The following is a 17,285-nucleotide window of genomic DNA, read 5'->3' on the forward strand; positions in this document are numbered from 1 at the left end:
TGCGCGCGCCGGGACGGGGGCTACTTCTTGCGGCCCCGCTTCTCGCGGACCCGGACCGAGATGTGGATCGGGGTGCCCTCGAAGCCGAACTCCTCGCGCAGGCGGCGCTCCACGAAGCGCCGGTAGCCGTGCTCCAGGAAGCCGGAGGCGAAGAGGACGAAGCGCGGCGGCTTGGTGCCCGCCTGGGTGCCGAACAGGATGCGGGGCTGCTTGCCGCCCCGGACCGGGTGCGGGTGGGCGGCGACGATCTCGCCCAGGAAGGCGTTGAGCCGGCCGGTCGGGACGCGGGTCTCCCAGCCGTCGATCGCGGTCTCGATCGCCGGGACCAGCTTCTCCATGTGGCGGCCGGTGCGGGCCGAGACGTTGACCCGGGGGGCCCACGCGACCTGCGCGAGCTCCGTCTCGATCTCGCGCTCCAGGTAGTAGCGGCGCTCCTCGTCCAGCGTGTCCCACTTGTTGAAGGCGAGCACGACGGCGCGGCCCGCCTCCACGGCCATGGTCACGATGCGCTGGTCCTGGACGCTGATCGACTCGCTGGAGTCGATCAGGATGACCGCGACCTCGGCCTTCTCCAGAGCGGCGGCGGTGCGCAGCGAGGCGTAGTAGTCCGCGCCCTCCTGGAGGTGGACGCGGCGGCGGATGCCGGCCGTGTCGATGAACTTCCAGGTGACGCCGCCCAGCTCGATGAGCTCGTCCACCGGGTCACGGGTGGTGCCCGCCAGCTCGTTGACGACGACGCGGTCCTCGTTGGCCACCTTGTTCAGCAGCGAGGACTTGCCGACGTTCGGGCGGCCGATGAGCGCGATGCGGCGCGGTCCGCCGACTGCCGTGCCGAAGGACTGCGGCGGGGCCTCGGGCAGCGCCTCCAGGACGGCGTCCAGCATGTCGCCGGTGCCGCGGCCGTGCAGCGAGGAGACCGGGTGCGGCTCGCCGAGGCCGAGCGACCAGAGGGCGGTGGCGTCCGCCTCGCCGCTCTGCCCGTCGACCTTGTTGGCGCAGAGCACGACGGGCTTGCCGGCCCGGCGCAGCAGCTTGACGACGGCCTCGTCGGTGTCGGTGGCGCCGACGGTGGAGTCCACGACGAAGACGACCGCGTCGGCCGTCTCGATCGCGTACTCCGCCTGGGCGGCGACGGAGGCGTCCAGGCCGAGGACGTCCTGCTCCCAGCCGCCGGTGTCCACGACCTTGAAGCGACGGCCGGCCCACTCGGCCTCGTAGGTGACGCGGTCGCGGGTGACGCCCGGCTTGTCCTGGACGACGGCCTCGCGGCGGCCGATGATCCGGTTCACCAGGGTCGACTTGCCGACGTTGGGCCGGCCGACGACGGCGAGGACGGGGAGCGGGCCGTGACCGGCCTCGTCCAGCGCGCCCTCGACCTCCTCGGGGTCGAACCCCTCCTGCGCGGCGAGCTCCATGAACTCCGCGTACTCGGCATCGCCAAGCTCTCCGTGCTCGTGGTCCGAGCCGCCGGAGTGAATCTGGTCGTTCATGAAGTCCGTTCCTCTTTGCATCTTCATCGATGGACCACGCAGCGTGCGGTCCACTACTCACGTCTTATCCGGTGCGCCCGGTGAGGCGCCCGGCGTGCTCCAGGTGGCCGGTGAGCCGGGCCCGGATGCGCAGCGTCGCCTCGTCCAGCGCCTTGCGCGTACGCCTGCCGCCCTTCTCACCGGCTTCGAAGGGCGCTCCGAAGACGACATCCACGCGGCTGCGCAGCGGCGGCAGTGCCGATATCAACCGTCCGCGGCGCTCGGTGCTTCCCAGGACGGCCACGGGGACGATCGGCGCCCCGCTGCGCACCGCGAAGTACGCGAGCCCGGCACGCAGCGAGGCGAAGTCTCCGTCGCCCCTGGTGCCCTCGGGGAAGATCCCGAGCACCCCGCCGTCCTCCAGCACGCCGAGCGCGCGGGTGATGGCGGTGCGGTCGGCGGTCGTACGGTCCACCTCCAGCTGCCCGATTCCGCGCAGGAACGGGTCCAGGGGGCCGACGAACGCCTCTTTCTTGATCAGGAAGTGGACGGGCCTGGGCGCGGTGCCCATCAGCATCGGCCCGTCGATGTTGTGCGAGTGGTTCACCGCGAGTATGACGGGTCCGGAGGCCGGGACCCGCCAGGCACCGAGGACACGGGGCCTGAAAAGTCCGTACATCAGCCCGATCCCGATGCCGCGCCCGACCGCCGCGCCACGCGGCGAGGGCGCGCTCGTGGTGTCGGTCACTTCGCGGCCCGCTTCTCCCCGACGAGGGTGACGACGCACTCGATGACCTGCTGGAGCGTCAGCTCGGTGGTGTCCACCTCGACCGCGTCGGCCGCCTTGGCCAGCGGGGAGGTCTTGCGGCCGGAGTCCGCCGCGTCCCGCTTGATCAGCGCCTCCTTGGTGGCGGCGAGATCGGAGCCCTTGACCTCGCCGCTGCGGCGGGCGGCACGGGCCTCCGGCGACGCGGTGAGGAAGATCTTGATGTCGGCGTCGGGCAGCACGGTGGTGCCGATGTCGCGGCCCTCGACCACGATGCCCTTCTCGGCCTCGGCGGCGATGGTGCGCTGGAGCTCGGTGATCAGGGTGCGCACCTCGGGGACGGCGCTGACGGCGCTGACCTTGGAGGTGACCTCCTGGGTGCGGATCGGGCCGGAGGCGTCCTCGCCGTCGACGGTGATCGTCGGGGCGGCCGGGTCGGTGCCGGATACGATGACGGGCTTGGCGGCGGCGGTCGCGACCTGCGCGGCGTCGTGCACGTCGATGCCGTTGTTCAGCATCCACCAGGTGATGGCGCGGTACTGGGCGCCGGTGTCCAGGTAGCTGAGGCCGAGCTGGGCGGCGACGGCCTTGGAGGTGCTGGACTTGCCGGTACCGGAGGGGCCGTCGATGGCGACGATCACTGCGGCCGGGGCGGTCCGGACGGCGGCGCTTACGGTTTCCACGGTGGTGGACACCTTCCTGGTGCTCGGGGCGGGCTGGACGGGACGCGTGAACCCGCCCCGCACAAGGTTACCGAGTGCGCGGACGGGTCCGGCCACCCCTGTGGACAAGTGTGCGACCGGCCATGGTCGCACGGTTCCTACTGCCGGATCGACCAGCCCCGCTCGCGGAGGGCCGCGACGAGGACGGGGGCGGCGCTCGGGTCGACCATGAGCTGGACGAGACCGGCCTGCTGGCCGCTGGCGTGCTCGATGCGCACGTCCTCGATGTTGACCCCGGACCGGCCCGCGTCGGCGAAGATGGCGGCCAGCTCGCCGGGCCGGTCGCTGATCAGGACGGCGACCGTCTCGTACGCGGCCGGGGCGGCGCCGTGCTTGCCGGGCACCCGGACCCGGCCCGCGTTGCCCCGGCTCAGGACGTCGCGGATGCCCTCGGTGCCCGCGCGCCGCTTCTCCTCGTCGGCGGACTGGAGCCCGCGCAGCGCGGTGACCGTCTCCTCCAGGTCGGCGGCGACGCCCGCGAGGACGTCGGCGACGGGCCCGGGGTTGGCGGACAGGATCTCCACCCACATGCGCGGGTCGGACGCCGCGATCCGGGTCACGTCCCTGATCCCCTGCCCGCACAGCCGCACCGCGCTCTCGTCGGCGTCCTGGAGCCGCGCCGCGACCATCGAGGAGATCAGCTGCGGGGTGTGCGAGACGAGCGCCACGGCCCGGTCGTGGGCGTCGGCGTCCATGACGACCGGGACGGCCCGGCACAGCGCGACCAGCTCCAGCGCGAGGTTCAGCACCTCGGTGTCGGTGTCCCGGGTCGGGGTGAGCACCCAGGGCCGCCCCTCGAAGAGGTCCGCGGTCGCGGCGAGCGGCCCGGAGCGCTCCTTGCCGGCCATGGGGTGCGTGCCGATGTACGGGGTGAGGTCGATCCCCAGCGCCTCCAGCTCGCGGCGCGGGCCGCCCTTCACGCTGGCGACGTCGAGGTAGCCCCGGGCGACGCCGTCGCGCATGGCGGCGGCGAGCACGGTCGCGGTGTGGGAGGGCGGCACGGCGACGACCGCCAGGTCGACCCGCCCCTCGGGCGGCTCGTCCGTACCGGCTCCGAGCGCGGCCGCGGTCCTGGCGGACTCGGGGTCGTGGTCGGCCAGGTGGACGGTGACGCCCCGGCCCGCGAGGGCGAGGGCCGCGGAGGTCCCTACGAGGCCGGTGCCGATGACGACGGCTGTTCTCACTGGGCGATGTCCTTGCGCAGGGCGGCGGTGGCGCCGAGGTAGACGTGGTTGATCTCGGCCTTGGACAGATAGGTCTCGACGTGCGCCAGGATCCGGACCACCCGGGGCATGGCCCCCTCGATGTCCAGTTCCTGGGCGCAGATCAGCGGCACGTCGACGATCCCGATGGCGCGCGCGGCGGCTGCCGGGAAGTCGCTGTGCAGATCGGGTGTGGCCGTGAACCAGACGCTGATGAGGTCGTCCGCGACGAGCTCGTTGCGCTCCAGCACGGCGGTGAGCAGGGCACCGACCCGCTCGTGCAGGTGCCCGGTCTCGTCCCGGTCCAGCTGGACGGCGCCCCGGACCGCTCGTACCGCCACGTCGTACTCCTTGCCTGTCCGTACCGCTTCGTGTCCGTGAGTGGCTTGCAGAAGCTTCAGCGTAGAGGGGCGGCGGGGTCCCGTGCCCGCCTGCCCTGTTTATGAGACGCGCCCGCGCCGGTCCCTCGCGTACCCTCCCGGCATGATCACGCCGACCGACGAGGACCTGGTACGCCGCCACACGGTCTACTCCTGTGTGATGGGGTCGCGCGCCTTCGGTCTCGCCACCGGGACCAGCGACACCGACCGGCGGGGCGTGTTCCTGGCACCGACCCCGCTGTTCTGGCGCTTCGAGAAGCCGCCCACGCACATCGAGGGCCCGGCGGACGAGCAGTTCTCCTGGGAGCTGGAACGCTTCTGCGAGCTGGCCCTGCGCGCCAACCCGAATGTGCTGGAGTGCCTGCACTCGCCGCTCGTGGACCACGTGGACGACACCGGCCGGGAACTGCTCGCCCTGCGCGGCGCGTTCCTCTCCCGCCGGGCGCACGACTCGTTCGTACGCTATGCCCTGGCCCAGCGCCGCAAGCTGGAGGCGGACGTGCGCCAGTACGGCGCCCCGCGCTGGAAGCACGCGATGCACCTGCTGCGGCTGCTGGCGAGCTGCCGGGACCTGCTGCGCACCGGCGAACTGACGATCGAGGTGGGCGAGGCCCGCGAAGCCCTCCTCGCGGTCAGGCGCGGCGAGGTCCCCTGGCCCGAGGTGGAACGCCGCATGACCCGCCTCGCCACCGAGAACGACGAGGCGGCGGACACCTCTCCCCTGCCGGCCGAGCCGGACCGGGCCCGCGTCGAGGACTTCCTGGTCCGCACCCGGCGGGCGTCGGCGGTGGCGACCACCGGCTGAGCGCGGCTCAGGCGTCCCAGAGCGCCCCGAGCTCCAACAGCTCGTCCCGGTACTCGATGCGCTCCACCCACGCCGCCAGCCAGGCGTCCGGGCCCAGGTGAGCACCGGCCAGCGCGCCGGTCAGGCAGGCGATGGAGTCCGAGTCGCCCCGGGTGCAGGCGGCGCGGCGCAGGGCGGTGACGGGTTCGTCCGGGAAGAGCAGGAAGCAGTGCAGGGCGGTGGCGAGGGCGTGCTCGGCGATCCAGCCGTCCCCCGTCCGCTCGCAGGGGTCCGTCTCCGGCGAAGGGGCGCGCAGGGCGTCCTGGACGGTCTCCAGCGCGGCCAGGCACTCGTCCCAGCCCCGGCTGATGAACGCCTCGGGCGAGGCGTCGTGCGTGTGGCGCCAGAGGTCGCCGAGCCACCGGTCGAGGTAGCGCTCGCGGTTCTCGAAGGCGTACGAGCGGAGTCGGCCGATCAGGCCGAGCGGTTCGGCGCCCTGGGCCAGCAGGTACACCGCGCGGGCCGTCAGGTCGGAGGCGGCGAGCGCGGTCGGGTGGCCGTGGGTGAGGGCCGACTGGAGCTGGGCGGCCCCGGAGCGCTGCTCGTCGGTGAGGCCGGGCGCGAGTCCGATGGGCGCGACGCGCATGTTGGCGCCGCAGCCCTTGGAACCGGTCCGGCTCGCCTCCTGCCAGGCGCGGTCGCTGTCGAGCAGGTGGCAGGCTTCCAGGCAGGTACGGCCGGGGGCGCGGTTGTTGTCGGGCGAGTGGTACCAGTCGACGTACTCCTCGCGCACCGGGCGCGCCAGCCGCAGCCCGGTGAGCGGACCCCGGTCCATGGCGGTGCGCAGGCCCCGGCCCAGGGCCAGGGTCATCTGGGTGTCGTCGGTGACGAAGGCCGGCTTCGGCAGCTCCATCTCCCGCCAGGGCCCGCACGTGGCGAGGATCGACGGCACGTCGTTGAACTCGGTGGGGAACCCCAGCGCGTCGCCGAGCGCGAGCCCGGTCAGCGCGCCGGTCGCGGCCCTCTTCGTACGGGTGGTCGTCATGCCTGCCGTCCTTCCGGTCGCAGCAGCGGGGGGTGCAGTGTCGTGGCGTCGCCCGCGCGGTACAGGGCGGCCGGCTTGCCGCGGCCGCCGGTGCGGCGCGGGGCCCCCTCCGCCGGCTGCACGAAGCCCGGCGTGGCGAGGACCTTGCGGCGGAAGTTGGGGCGGTCCAGGTCGACGCCCCAGACCGTCTCGTAGACCTGTTGCAGCTCGCCCAGGGTGAAGTGCGGCGGGCAGAACGCGGTGGCCAGGCAGGTGTACTCCAGCTTGGCGCCGACGCGGTCGCGGGCGTCCGCGAGGATGCGGTCGTGGTCGAAGGCGAGCGGGCCCGTCCGGGCCGCGTCCCACCAGCGCGCCCCCGCCGCGTCACCGCCGCCGCGCGGCTCGGGCAGGTCCGGGACGAGCGCGGTGTGGGCGACGGAGACGACGCGCATCCGGGGGTCGCGGTCCGGGTCGCTGTAGGTGCGCAGCTGCTCCAGGTGGAGGCCGGAGACGGTGGCGTCGCTCAGCCCGGTCTCCTCGGCCAGCTCGCGGCGGGCGGCGGCCGCGGCGGACTCGCGGGGCAGCAGGAAGCCGCCGGGGAGCGCCCACTGGCCCCGGTACGGCTCCGCGCCGCGTTCGACCAGCAGGACGTGCAGCCGGGACTCGCGGACCGTGAAGACCGCCAGGTCCACGGTGACCGCGAACGGCTCGAAGGCGCTCGGGTCGTAGCCCTCGGGGGCGGCGGCGCTCATCGGTGCTCCGGGAGGGGCGCGGCGAAGTCCCAGCCCTCGGCGAGCAGCGCGTCGACGGCCTCGACCGCGCGGGCGAGGCGCGCCTCACGGCTGCCGGTCAGCTCGATGAAGGGCCGGCCGGTACGGGTGAGCTCGGCCCGGAAGCGGTCGGTCATCCAGGGCCGCAGCTCCTCGCCGTCGCGCAGCCCGTCGTCCTCGAAGGCGACGCCCTCGTGGTCGGTGAGCAGCCACAGGTGGTGGCGGGCCCGGTCCGCGACGCGCTCGACGAGGGGGTTGCGCCCGCCCACGTACCGCTCGTGCCAGACGGTCGTGGCGAAGGAGTCCGTGTCGCAGAAGAGCACCGGGGAGCCGGTGCGGGCCGCCTCCTCCTCCCGGGCGTTCTGGACCTCGGCGATGTGCGGGAAGTCGTGGGTGGAGAGGATGACGTCCTCCCACTGGGCCCGGGGCCACCGCTCGCGCAGCTCGGCCAGTTTCCGTTCGCTGAACTCGCGCCCGTACTCGGCCACGTACCCCGTGTGCGCCCAGACCCCGCCGCGCTGCCGGTAGTGGGCGGCGAGCGCCCGGGCCAGCGTGGTGGTGCCGGTGGACTCCGCGCCGAGGACGACGACGCGGCGGGCGAGCGCCGCCCGCACCGGTGCTTCGAGGAAGCCCCAGCGGCCGGCCGGGTCCGCGCGGACGGCGGTGCCGGAGACGGGGTACGCGGTGCGGTCCGGGTCGACACAGACGGACTCGGCGCCGAAGCGGCGGGCCAGCTCGTCCCCGTACGGCTCCGAGGTGAAGACGGCGTCCACCCGCTCGGGCACGGCGGCCGTGAAGACGGCCATGTGGGCGTCCCAGATCGCCGGGTCGTGCAGGTCCATGCGGGTGTCGTCCATGGCGCCGACCACCGTCACGCCGGGGTGGGCCTGCCGCATCCAGTCGACCCGGTCGGCGAGCGGGACGGACTCCACCGACGCGGCGCAGACGAGGACGGTCAGCCGGTCGCAGCGGGCGGCGGCGGTGCGGACGAGGTGGTGGTGGCCGGCGTGCGGCGGGTAGAACTTGCCGAGCACGAGTCCGTGCGGGTAGCGCGTCATGCCAGGGTCCCAGCTCGCGGGGTGGACGGGGTGAGGTCGCGGCGCCAGTTGCGCAGGCCGGTCAGGCACAGCGTCAGGAAGCCGACGTACAGCAGCGAGGTCAGGTACAGCTCCTTGTACGCGTACAGCGGGATGTACACGAGGTCGGCGGCGATCCACAGCCACCAGGACTCGACGAGCTTGCGGCACTGCCCGTAGGTCGCCGCGAGCGAGAGCGCGGTCGTGAGCGCGTCCCAGAACGGAACGGTCGAGTCGGTCGCCCGGTCGAGCAGGACGGTCAGCGCCACGGTCCCCACCGCCCCCGCCGCGAGCAGCCCGGTCCACTCGGTGCGCGTGGTGCGCCGCACCGGCAGGTCCGTCCCTGGTCCACCCCCTTGGGTCCAGGTCCACCAGCCGTACGCGGCGAGGGCGATGAAGACGATCTGGAGTCCGGCGTCGGCGTACAGGCCGGACTGGGTGAACAGCAGGATGAAGAAGAGGTTGTTGGCGATGCCGATCGGCCAGTTGGCGAGGTGCTGGCGGGCCACGAGCCAGACGCACAGCGCGCCGCTGCCGAAGCCCAGCACCTCGGTCCAGCTGACCGGGGTGTCCAGGACCGTCACCAGGGGCTGTTGCAGGGGATCGAGTATGTCCGCGAGACTCACGCCCGCCTCCTTAATGGTCACTGTGACTATAAAGGCTCGGCCGGGCATGCGAAAGGCCCGCGGCCGGTTCCTCTCCGGGACATTCCGGGGAACCGGCCGCAGGCCTTGTGGGTGTCGGGGCCGGACTACAGGCCGACCTCGCGCATCAGCATGCCCACCTCGGTGTTGGTGAGCCGGCGCAGCCAGCCCGACTTCTGGTCGCCCAGCGCGATCGGACCGAAGCCCGTGCGCACGAGCCGGTCGACGGGGAAGCCCGCCTCGGCCAGCATGCGGCGCACGATGTGCTTGCGGCCCTCGTGCAGGGTCACCTCGACCAGGTAGTTCTTGCCGGTGTTCTCCACGACGCGGAAGTGGTCGGCGCGGGCGTACCCGTCCTCCAGCTGGATGCCGTCCTTGAGCCGCTTGCCCAGGTCGCGCGGGAGGGGGCCCTGGATGGCCGCCAGGTACGTCTTCTTCACGCCGTACCGGGGGTGGGTGAGACGGTGGGCCAGCTCACCGTGGTTGGTGAGCATGATGATGCCCTCGGTCTCGGTGTCCAGCCGGCCGACGTGGAAGAGCCGCGTCTCGCGGTTGGTGACGTAGTCACCGAGGCACTGGCGCCCGTCCGGGTCCTCCATGGAGGCGACGACACCGGCCGGCTTGTTCAGCGCGAAGAACAGGTAGGACTGGGTGGCGACGGTCAGCCCGTCGACCTTGATCTCGTCCTTGTGCACGTCGACGCGCAGGCCCTGCTCGACGACGATCTCGCCGTTCACCTCGACCCTGCGCTGGTCGATCAGCTCCTCGCAGGCGCGGCGCGAGCCCATGCCGGCGCGCGCCAGGACCTTCTGCAGCCGCTCGCCCTCCTGCTCGGCGCCCGGGTGCGTCTTGGGGGTCTTGATCTCGGGCTTGTTCGCGTACCGGTCGCGGTTGCGCTGCTCGATCTTGGCGTCGAGCTCGCGCGGGCGCGCCGGGGCGCCGTACGGACCGCGCCGGGCGCCGCCCTTGGCCCCGCCCTGCGGGCTCTTCGGACCGCCCTTGGCGCCGCCCCGGGCCGCGGCACCGCGGCCCTTGCGGGCGCCGTCGGTGCCGGGCTTGTCGGAGCCCACGTCGTAGCGGCGCTCCTCGGGCCTGGGCTTGCGGGGGCGCTCCTCGTTCCGGCGGTCCTCGCGCTCCGAGCGGGGGGTCCGCGCGTTGGGGTTGCTGTTCCTGCCGGTGCCGCTGGTGTTCCTGCCGCTCCGGCCCCCGCCGCTGCCGCCGCTCCTGCCGCCGCCGCTACCGCTGTTCCTGCCACTGCTTCGCATCAAAAGTCCGTCTTGTCGTCTGCGTGAGTTCCCGGGGTGTCCGGTGCGTCCGGATCGAACGACGGCACACCCTCTGGCGTCTCGGCCTCGATCGCGTCCGCCTCGGGGAGGAAGGGCGCGAGCTCCGGGAGCTCATCCAGGCCACGCAGGCCCATCCGCTCCAGAAAGTAGTTCGTCGTCCTGTACAGGATCGCACCTGTTTCGGGTTCCGTGCCCGCCTCCTCGACCAGGCCCCTCTGGAGCAGGGTCCGCATGACCCCGTCGCAGTTCACCCCGCGCACCGCCGAGACCCGCGACCGGCTCACCGGCTGCCGGTACGCGACCACCGCCAGGGTCTCCAGCGCCGCCTGGGTCAGCCGGGCGTGCTGGCCGTCCAGGACGAAGCCCTCCACCGCCGCCGCGTATTCGGGCCGGGTGTAGAAGCGCCAGCCGCCCGCGACGAGCCGGAGGTCGAAGCCGCGCCCCTGCACGGTGTACTCGTCGGCGAGCTCCCGCAGCGCGGCGGCCACGGCCCGCCGGGGGCGCTCCAGCACCTTGGCCAGGTGCTCCTCGGTGGCGGGCTCGTCCACGACCATGAGGACGGCCTCCAGGGCGGGCTTGAGGTCGAGGCCCGCGACCGCGGAGCCCGCGGGGTCCGTCATGGCGTCTCCTCGGGGGTTGCGGAGGCGTCCGGGGCCTCCTGGTCGAATTCGTCCGTCACGACGGGCTCTGCGCCCGCCTCACCGGCCCAGCGCACCATCAGCTCGCCGAGCGCCACCTCCTGGTCCAGGGCGACGGCCTTCTCGCGGTACAGCTCCAGCAGGGCGAGGAAGCGGGCGACGACGGTGAGGGTGTCCGGCGCGTCCTCGGTCAGCGCCCGGAAGCTCATCTCGCCCGCCTCACGGACCCGGGCGACCACGATGCCCGCCTGCTCGCGCACGCTGACCAGAGGGGCGTGGATGTGGTCGACGTACACCTGCGGCGCGGGCTTCGGCTGCATCGCTTTCACGGCCAGCCGGGCGAAGCCCTCGGCGCCGATGCTGATGACGACGTCCGGCAGCAGCGCGGCGTGGTGCGGTTCGAGGCCGACGGTACGGGGGAAGCGGCGGCCCTCCGATTCGAGCCGGCCGCTGAAGATGTCGGCGACCCGCTTGTACGCGCGGTACTGGAGGAGCCGCGCGAAGAGCAGGTCCCTGGCCTCCAGGAGCGCCAGGTCCGCCTCGTCCTCCACCTCGGCCGCGGGGAGCAGCCGGGCGGCCTTCAGGTCGAGGAGGGTCGCGGCGACCACCAGGAACTCGGTCGTCTGGTCCAGGTCCCCGTCGGGGCCCATCGCCCGGATGTGGGCCATGAACTCGTCGGTGACCTTGGACAGGGCGACCTCGGTCACATCCAGCTTGTGCTTGGCGATCAGCTGGAGGAGCAGGTCGAAGGGCCCCTCGAAGTTCGCGAGGCGCACGGTGAACCGGCCGTCGCCGGCGGGGGCCGGTGTACCGGGAGCCGCCTCGGGCCCGGGTGGTCCGGCGGGGGCCGGCGTCTCCACCGGCACGCCCCCCGCCCCCGGCCCGCGCCCGAGGGGGCGGCGGGCGGTGCGGGCGGGCTCGTCGGGTGTCGGCATGGAGTTCCAGGGTGCGCGGGCGGGCTACGGCGGCGGGCGGCGGCCCGTACGGAAGGGAGGCGGGCCGCACGACGGCGGCGGTCCTTCCGGGCAGGCTACCGGCGCCGTACCGGTCAGCGGCCGCGCAGCCGCCGCACGAGGATGCTCGCGTCGCCGCGCGACTCCAGGTCCGCCAGGACGACGGCGACCGCCTCGCGCACGATCCGGCCCCGGTCCACGGCGAGGCCGTGCTCGCCGCGCAGCACGAGGCGCGCGTGCTCCAGGTCCATCAGCTCCTCGGCGGAGACGTAGACCGTGATCTTCTCGTCGTGGCGCTCGCGCCCGCTGGGCCGCCGGTTCGCACCGCGTCCCCCACCGCGCCTGCGCTGCTGCTGCACGACGGGCGCCGGGGCGGGCTCGGCGGGCTGCTGCGGGCGGCGGGCGGCCTGGGCGGCGACGGCGACCCGGTCGCCCTCGGCGGACCGGCTGCGCGAGTCGCCGGCGTCGGCGCCGGCCGCCGCGTGCTCCGGGCGGGCGGGAGCGGTGCCGGGGTCCGGGGCGGTCTCCCCCGGTGCGTCGGCCCCGGGTTCGTTCTCACCGGCCGGAGCCGGGACCCGGGCTTCGCCGTTCGCCTTGCGCCTCCGCTCCGCGGGCGACGAGGACTGGAGCCCCATCCCCCCGGTCGTACGGAACAGTTCGTCGGCCCCGGGCAGACTCACTCGGCGTGACACCGGGCGAGCACCTCCCTGGCGAGCTGGCGATAGGCGGCGGCACCGACCGAGTTGGAGGCGTACGTGGTGATGGGCTCACCGGCGACCGTGGTCTCCGGGAAGCGGACCGTGCGCCCGATGACCGTGTGGTAGACGTGGTCGTCGAACGCCTCGACCACCCGTGCCAGGACCTCGCGGCTGTGCACCGTACGGGAGTCGTACATCGTGGCGAGGATGCCGTCGAGCTCCAGATCCGGGTTGAGCCGCTCCTGGACCTTCTCGATCGTCTCGGTGAGCAGCGCCACACCGCGCAGCGCGAAGAACTCGCACTCGAGCGGGACTATCACCTTGTGCGCGGCGGTCAGCGCGTTCACCGTGAGCAGGCCGAGCGAGGGCTGACAGTCGATCACGATGTAGTCGTAGTCGGCCATCAGCGGCTTGAGGGCGCGCTGGAGCGTGGACTCGCGGGCCACCTCGCTGACGAGCTGCACCTCGGCGGCGGAGAGGTCGATGTTGCTGGGGAGCAGGTCCATGTTGGGGACCGCGGTCTTCAGCAGGACCTCGTCGGCCGCCATGCCCCGCTCCATGAGCAGGTTGTAGACGGTGAGGTCGAGCTCCATCGGGTTGACCCCGAGACCGACCGAGAGGGCGCCCTGCGGGTCGAAGTCGACCAGCAGCACGCGCCGGCCGTACTCCGCGAGCGCGGCGCCCAGGTTGATGGTCGACGTGGTCTTGCCGACGCCGCCCTTCTGGTTGCACATCGCGATGATCTTCGCGGGGCCGTGGTCGGTCAGCGGGCCCGGGATCGGGAAGTAGGGCAGGGGGCGGCCGGTCGGGCCGATCCGCTCGCGGCGCTGCCGGGCGGCGTCCGGCGCGAGCGTGGCCGCGTACTCCGGGTCGGGCTCGTACTCGGCGTCGGGGTCGTAGAAATGCGCCTGGGGCGTCTCGGCGAAGTCGGCGAGGGGGGCGGTGTCCCGGCCACTCTCGTTGCCGGCCATGGCGTTCACGTGTAGGCCGTCCATCATCTGGGGGGCTGTCGTCATGTGCTGGTGGGTGGAGAAGGTGCGGACAGCGACGGAGCCGACAGCCTCCAGCCCGTTCGGGCTCTGGCCCCGTGCAGGCATCCCTGGTTGAACACCCCCGGGAGTAATTGTCGACTCATTCACAAGTCGTCTTACCTCCTTGGACGTGACCAGGAAACTTTATCGATAGGTCAGCGTGGCACCATGCCGACGATTGGCGACTCTATGGCGTGTCCCCTGTCCGCAGCAACACAATCCGCCGCACCCGGCCCGTTGTGTCGGCAATCGAACGCCCCGCTGTCAAGGGCGCGCAACCCTCGGTACACACTTTTCCCGGGTGTACGAAACGGTTAAAGGGTTACGTTCGAGACGAGTTGCTCGGGGGCGCGCGCGGGCCCGGCATGCCTCCGGCCGGACCTTGACAACAAGGTCCGGCCGGGCGCACGGAGTTGACGAAGGGGTTGACCCCGGTCAGCCGATGAGCGTGTTCAGGTCGACGTGGTCGAGGCCGTGCGCCTCGGCCACCTCGCGGTAAACGACCTGCCCGTCATGGGTGTTGAGCCCCTTGGCGAGCGCGGCGTCGCGGCGCAGCGCCTCCGCCCAGCCCCGGTTCGCGAGCTCCACGATGTAGGGCAGCGTCGCGTTGGTGAGGGCGTACGTCGAGGTGTTGGGCACCGCGCCGGGCATGTTCGCCACACAGTAGAAGACCGAGTCGTGGACCCGGAAGGTCGGCTCGGCGTGGGTCGTCGGGTGCGAGTCCTCGAAGCAGCCACCCTGATCAATTGCAATGTCGACAAGTACACTTCCGGGCTTCATCTTGGCGACGAGCTCGTTGGTGACCAGCTTCGGGGCCTTCGCGCCGGGGATGAGCACGGCGCCGACGACGAGGTCGGCCTCGACCACGGCCTTCTCCAGCTCGAAGGCGTTGGAGACGACGGTCTGCACCTTGGTGCCGAAGACCTTGTCCGCCTCGCGGAGCTTGTTGATGTCCTTGTCGAGCAGCGTGACGTGGAAGCCGAGGCCCACGGCGATCTGGGTGGCGTTCCAGCCGGAGACGCCGCCGCCGATCACGACGGCGCGGCCGGCCGCCGTACCCGGGACGCCGCCCGGCAGCACGCCGCGGCCGCCGGCCGAGCGCATCAGGTGGTAAGCGCCGACCTGCGGGGCCAGCCGGCCCGCCACCTCGGACATCGGGGCGAGCAGCGGCAGCGCGCGGTTGGCCGTCTCGACGGTCTCGTACGCGATGGCGGTGGTGCCCGACTCCAGGAGCGCGTCGGTGCACTCGCGGGAGGCGGCGAGGTGCAGGTAGGTGAAGAGGGTCTGCCCCTTGCGGAGACGGTGGTACTCCTCGGCGACCGGCTCCTTGACCTTGAGCAGCAGGTCGGCCGCGGCCCAGACCTCGTCGGCGGTCGGCAGGATCTCCGCACCGGCCGCGGCGTACTCCGCGTCCGTGATGGACGAGCCCGCTCCGGCGTTCCGCTCGACGACGACCTGGTGGCCGTGGCGGACGAGCTCATGCACACCGGCAGGCGTGATCGCCACGCGGAACTCGTTGTTCTTCACTTCGCGGGGGATGCCGACCAACATGTCGATCACGGTCCTTGGCTCAGAGGGTAATCCGGGCACAGCAATGCAAAAAGGGTAGATGCATCACATGTGAAGGCACCGCGAACGGCCGCGGTACAGCCAGTCTAATGAAGGGTTTCCCGCTGTCTAGCCTTGCAAAGCATTATTTTTCCGACGAAGCACTGTCGGTTTCGCAGGCCATTCCCTCTTCGCCCAGCAATCTGTCGGCCGCGCTCCGGTGCAGCCCGGCCGCGGCGGGATCACCGAGCCGGTCCAGGGTGTCCGCGAGCCGCAGCTCCAGCGCCGCCTGAAGCCGTACGTCCTTGGCCCGCCGTGCCCACTCCACCGCCTCCCGGCAGGTGCGCAGCGACTCCTGCGGCCGGCCCGCGTACTCCTGGACCCGGGCCATCTCGCTGAGCGCCCGGGCCTGGGCCGGGAGGTCGCCGAGCCTGCGGTGGCCCGCCGCGGCGGCCCGCCAGTTCCGCAGCGCCTCGCCGTACCGCCCGGCGTAGGTGTGGACGGCGCCCAGCCGCCCGTACAGGCGCGCCGCCTCGGCCGGCTCGCCCTGGGTGAGGCGCTGGGCGAGCGCCCGTCCGTACCAGTCCGACGCCCGGTGGTAGTCCCCCAGCTCCGCGTAGGCGCCGCCGACGGACTCCATGGCCCTCCCGGTGGCGTACGGGTCCTTCGCGGCCCGCCCGGCGTCCAGCGCCTCCCGGTAACGGGCCAGCGCCTCCCGGGTGCGGCCGGTCCCGGCGTCCAGGTCGGCCAGGTTGAGCAGGGCCGCCGCCCGCTCGCGGGGCAGGTCGCGGCGTTCGGCGACGGCCAGCACCAGGCCGTGCAGGGCGTAGAGGTCGGGGGCGGCGGCGTCGGTGCCCTCGTGCGCGGCGAGCGCCCGCACCAGCGCGGCGACCAGCCGGCGGGCCAGCGTGTCGAGCTCCCCGTCCTCGACGGCGATCCGGGCGGCGGCGAGCAGGGCGGGCCTGCGGGCGCGCAGCCAGGCGGCGGCGGTCTCCGCGTTCGGGAAGCGCAGGGTGCGCGGGAGCCCGGCGAGCTTGCGGCGGGACGGCGAGCCCTCCGGGTCCGTGACGGCGCGGCAGGACTGGAGCAGGCGCACGGTGCGCTCCAGCATCCTGGCCCGGGCGAGCTGGATCTCGGCCGGGCGGTCCCGGTCCTCCAGGAGAGCCCGCAGGAGCCCGGCGAGGCAGCCCGGCACCTCGTACTGCGGTTCGTCGGTGTCCTCCCGGCGCAGCAGGCCCAGGGTCACGAAGTCGTCCAGGGTGGTCCGGGCGGCCGAGACGGAGCAGCCGGCAAGCGCGGAGGCGGTGTGGGCGTCGGCGAGGCCGCCGGGGGCGAGGGAGAGCAGGCGCAGTATCCGGGCGGGGGTGGCCGGCAGCGAGTCGTGGACGAGGCGGAAGGCACGGGTCAGCGGTCGTGTCCCGGCGGGCGCTTCCGGGTCGTCGGGCAGCGCGCGCAGCTGCCGTCCGGCGTCGGCCACCGAGGCGGTCGGGCGGGTGGCGAGCCAGCCGCCGATCAGGACCAGGGCGGCCGGCTGCCCGCCGCACTCCTCGGCCAGGGTCTGGGCGGTCAGCGGGTCGACGGTGATCCTGACCTGGCCGGTGGCGCGGCCGAGGAGCTGGACGGCGGAGCCCGCGTCCAGGCCGCCGATGGTGCAGGGCCGGACGCCGGGGATGCCGGTCAGCGGGCCCTCGGACGTGGCGACGACGAGGCAGTCCGGGTTGTCGGGGAGCAGCGGGTCGACCTGTTCGGCGTCCGCCGCGTCGTCCAGGAGGAGCAGGACCCGGCGGACGGCCAGGGCCTCGCGGACCATTTCGGTCAGCTCGTCGGCGCCGGCGCCGGGCGGTCCGGCCAGGCCGAGCCGGCCGAGGAGGTCGCGGGCGGCTCGCTCCGGGGGGACGGGGGCGCCGCCGGTCTCGGCGAGCCGGACGCGGAGCAGGCCGTCGGGGTAGTCGCCGGTCTCCAGGAGCCGGCGGGCGAGTTCGGAGGCGAGCGCGGTGCGGCCGGAGCCGGGACGTCCGGCGATCAGGAGGACCCGGGCGCGGGCGCTGCGGCGGCCGGCCATGGTGTCGAGCCCGGCGCGCTCGATGTCGTCGCGGAGTTCCTTCAACTCCCGTTCGCGGCCGAAGAAGAACCGGGTCGGCTCCGGGGCGGGCGGCTCCTCGGTCCCCGCTGCCTCGGCCGGGCCGCTGGTGTCCACCGCCTGATCCGTCACGGGCCACGCTCCACTTCGCTGCACGCGTCGCCCTGCGGGACTCCGGTCAGGGCATTCGAAGCGTAGTTCAGGCGGGTGGCCG

At 73.2% G+C, this 17,285-nt stretch carries 17 protein-coding genes; 1 reads left to right on the plus strand and 16 read right to left on the minus strand.

All coding sequences use genetic code 11. The annotated features are described in order from the left end of the window. Positions 1 to 20: 20 nt before the first annotated feature. From der to aroH, 5 genes are all read right to left on the minus strand, one after another. Positions 21 to 1,490 carry a ribosome biogenesis GTPase Der gene (der, locus tag ACLQ2N_RS30685; protein ID WP_425818117.1) on the minus strand — a complete coding sequence of 490 codons (1,470 nt, stop codon included), beginning with the start codon at positions 1,488 to 1,490 and terminating at the stop codon, positions 21 to 23. A 64-nt stretch (positions 1,491 to 1,554) separates the two neighbouring features. Continuing rightward, positions 1,555 to 2,217, minus strand: a complete 663-nt coding sequence (locus tag ACLQ2N_RS30690) for a lysophospholipid acyltransferase family protein (RefSeq protein ID WP_425818119.1) — start codon at positions 2,215 to 2,217, stop codon at positions 1,555 to 1,557. Beyond that, the gene (gene cmk, locus ACLQ2N_RS30695; protein WP_164400931.1) at positions 2,214 to 2,930 is read right to left on the minus strand and encodes a (d)CMP kinase; all 717 of its coding nucleotides are present in this window, start codon (positions 2,928 to 2,930) and stop codon (positions 2,214 to 2,216) included. Before cmk ends, ACLQ2N_RS30690 begins: the two co-directional genes overlap by 4 nt. Positions 2,931 to 3,055: 125 nt before the next feature. Then, positions 3,056 to 4,141: a prephenate dehydrogenase gene (locus ACLQ2N_RS30700; RefSeq protein ID WP_425818121.1), complete on the minus strand. Its 1,086-nt coding sequence runs from the start codon at positions 4,139 to 4,141 to the stop codon at positions 3,056 to 3,058. Beyond that, positions 4,138 to 4,500 carry a chorismate mutase gene (gene aroH / locus ACLQ2N_RS30705; RefSeq protein WP_425818123.1) on the minus strand — a complete coding sequence of 121 codons (363 nt, stop codon included), beginning with the start codon at positions 4,498 to 4,500 and terminating at the stop codon, positions 4,138 to 4,140. The genes ACLQ2N_RS30700 and aroH overlap by 4 nt, the downstream gene beginning before the upstream one ends. Positions 4,501 to 4,642: 142 nt before the next feature. On the opposite strand from aroH, the gene ACLQ2N_RS30710 reads away from it, so the two are divergent. Continuing rightward, positions 4,643 to 5,344, plus strand: a complete 702-nt coding sequence (locus ACLQ2N_RS30710; protein ID WP_425818125.1) for a nucleotidyltransferase domain-containing protein — start codon at positions 4,643 to 4,645, stop codon at positions 5,342 to 5,344. Positions 5,345 to 5,351: 7 nt separating this feature from the next. Here ACLQ2N_RS30710 and ACLQ2N_RS30715 read toward each other — a convergent pair whose 3' ends face one another. The 11 genes from ACLQ2N_RS30715 to ACLQ2N_RS30765 form a co-directional block, all read right to left on the minus strand. After that, positions 5,352 to 6,368, minus strand: coding sequence for an ADP-ribosylglycohydrolase family protein (locus tag ACLQ2N_RS30715; protein WP_425818127.1), 1,017 nt, complete (start codon positions 6,366 to 6,368; stop codon positions 5,352 to 5,354). After that, a complete protein-coding gene (locus tag ACLQ2N_RS30720; RefSeq protein ID WP_425818129.1) occupies positions 6,365 to 7,099 on the minus strand; it encodes an NUDIX hydrolase in 735 nt (244 codons plus the stop codon). Before ACLQ2N_RS30720 ends, ACLQ2N_RS30715 begins: the two co-directional genes overlap by 4 nt. Continuing rightward, positions 7,096 to 8,175, minus strand: a complete 1,080-nt coding sequence (locus ACLQ2N_RS30725; protein WP_425818131.1) for an AAA family ATPase — start codon at positions 8,173 to 8,175, stop codon at positions 7,096 to 7,098. The genes ACLQ2N_RS30720 and ACLQ2N_RS30725 overlap by 4 nt, the downstream gene beginning before the upstream one ends. Next, the gene (gene pnuC, locus ACLQ2N_RS30730; protein ID WP_425818133.1) at positions 8,172 to 8,819 is read right to left on the minus strand and encodes a nicotinamide riboside transporter PnuC; all 648 of its coding nucleotides are present in this window, start codon (positions 8,817 to 8,819) and stop codon (positions 8,172 to 8,174) included. The genes ACLQ2N_RS30725 and pnuC overlap by 4 nt, the downstream gene beginning before the upstream one ends. 125 nt (positions 8,820 to 8,944) lie before the next feature. After that, the gene (locus ACLQ2N_RS30735; protein ID WP_425818135.1) at positions 8,945 to 10,102 is read right to left on the minus strand and encodes a pseudouridine synthase; all 1,158 of its coding nucleotides are present in this window, start codon (positions 10,100 to 10,102) and stop codon (positions 8,945 to 8,947) included. Continuing rightward, on the minus strand, positions 10,102 to 10,743 hold the full coding sequence (gene scpB / locus ACLQ2N_RS30740; protein WP_425818137.1) for an SMC-Scp complex subunit ScpB: 642 nt from the start codon (positions 10,741 to 10,743) through the stop codon (positions 10,102 to 10,104). The genes ACLQ2N_RS30735 and scpB overlap by 1 nt, the downstream gene beginning before the upstream one ends. Then, positions 10,740 to 11,696 (minus strand): segregation and condensation protein A, encoded by a 957-nt coding sequence (locus ACLQ2N_RS30745; protein WP_425818139.1) that lies wholly within the window; start codon positions 11,694 to 11,696, stop codon positions 10,740 to 10,742. The genes scpB and ACLQ2N_RS30745 overlap by 4 nt, the downstream gene beginning before the upstream one ends. Positions 11,697 to 11,809: 113 nt before the next feature. After that, positions 11,810 to 12,394: a hypothetical protein gene (locus ACLQ2N_RS30750; protein WP_425818141.1), complete on the minus strand. Its 585-nt coding sequence runs from the start codon at positions 12,392 to 12,394 to the stop codon at positions 11,810 to 11,812. Next, entirely contained in the window at positions 12,391 to 13,509 is a 1,119-nt protein-coding gene (locus ACLQ2N_RS30755) for a ParA family protein (RefSeq protein ID WP_328899509.1), read from the minus strand. Before ACLQ2N_RS30755 ends, ACLQ2N_RS30750 begins: the two co-directional genes overlap by 4 nt. Before the next feature lie 369 nt (positions 13,510 to 13,878). After that, a complete protein-coding gene (gene ald, locus ACLQ2N_RS30760) occupies positions 13,879 to 14,994 on the minus strand; it encodes an alanine dehydrogenase (protein WP_425818143.1) in 1,116 nt (371 codons plus the stop codon). Between the two features lie 142 nt (positions 14,995 to 15,136). Continuing rightward, complete coding sequence (locus ACLQ2N_RS30765) at positions 15,137 to 17,203, minus strand: tetratricopeptide repeat protein (RefSeq protein ID WP_425818145.1); 2,067 nt, start codon at positions 17,201 to 17,203, stop codon at positions 15,137 to 15,139. Between the last annotated feature and the right edge of the window lie 82 nt (positions 17,204 to 17,285).

This window comes from Streptomyces sp. DT224 (assembly GCF_049844595.1).
GTDB lineage: Bacteria > Actinomycetota > Actinomycetes > Streptomycetales > Streptomycetaceae > Streptomyces.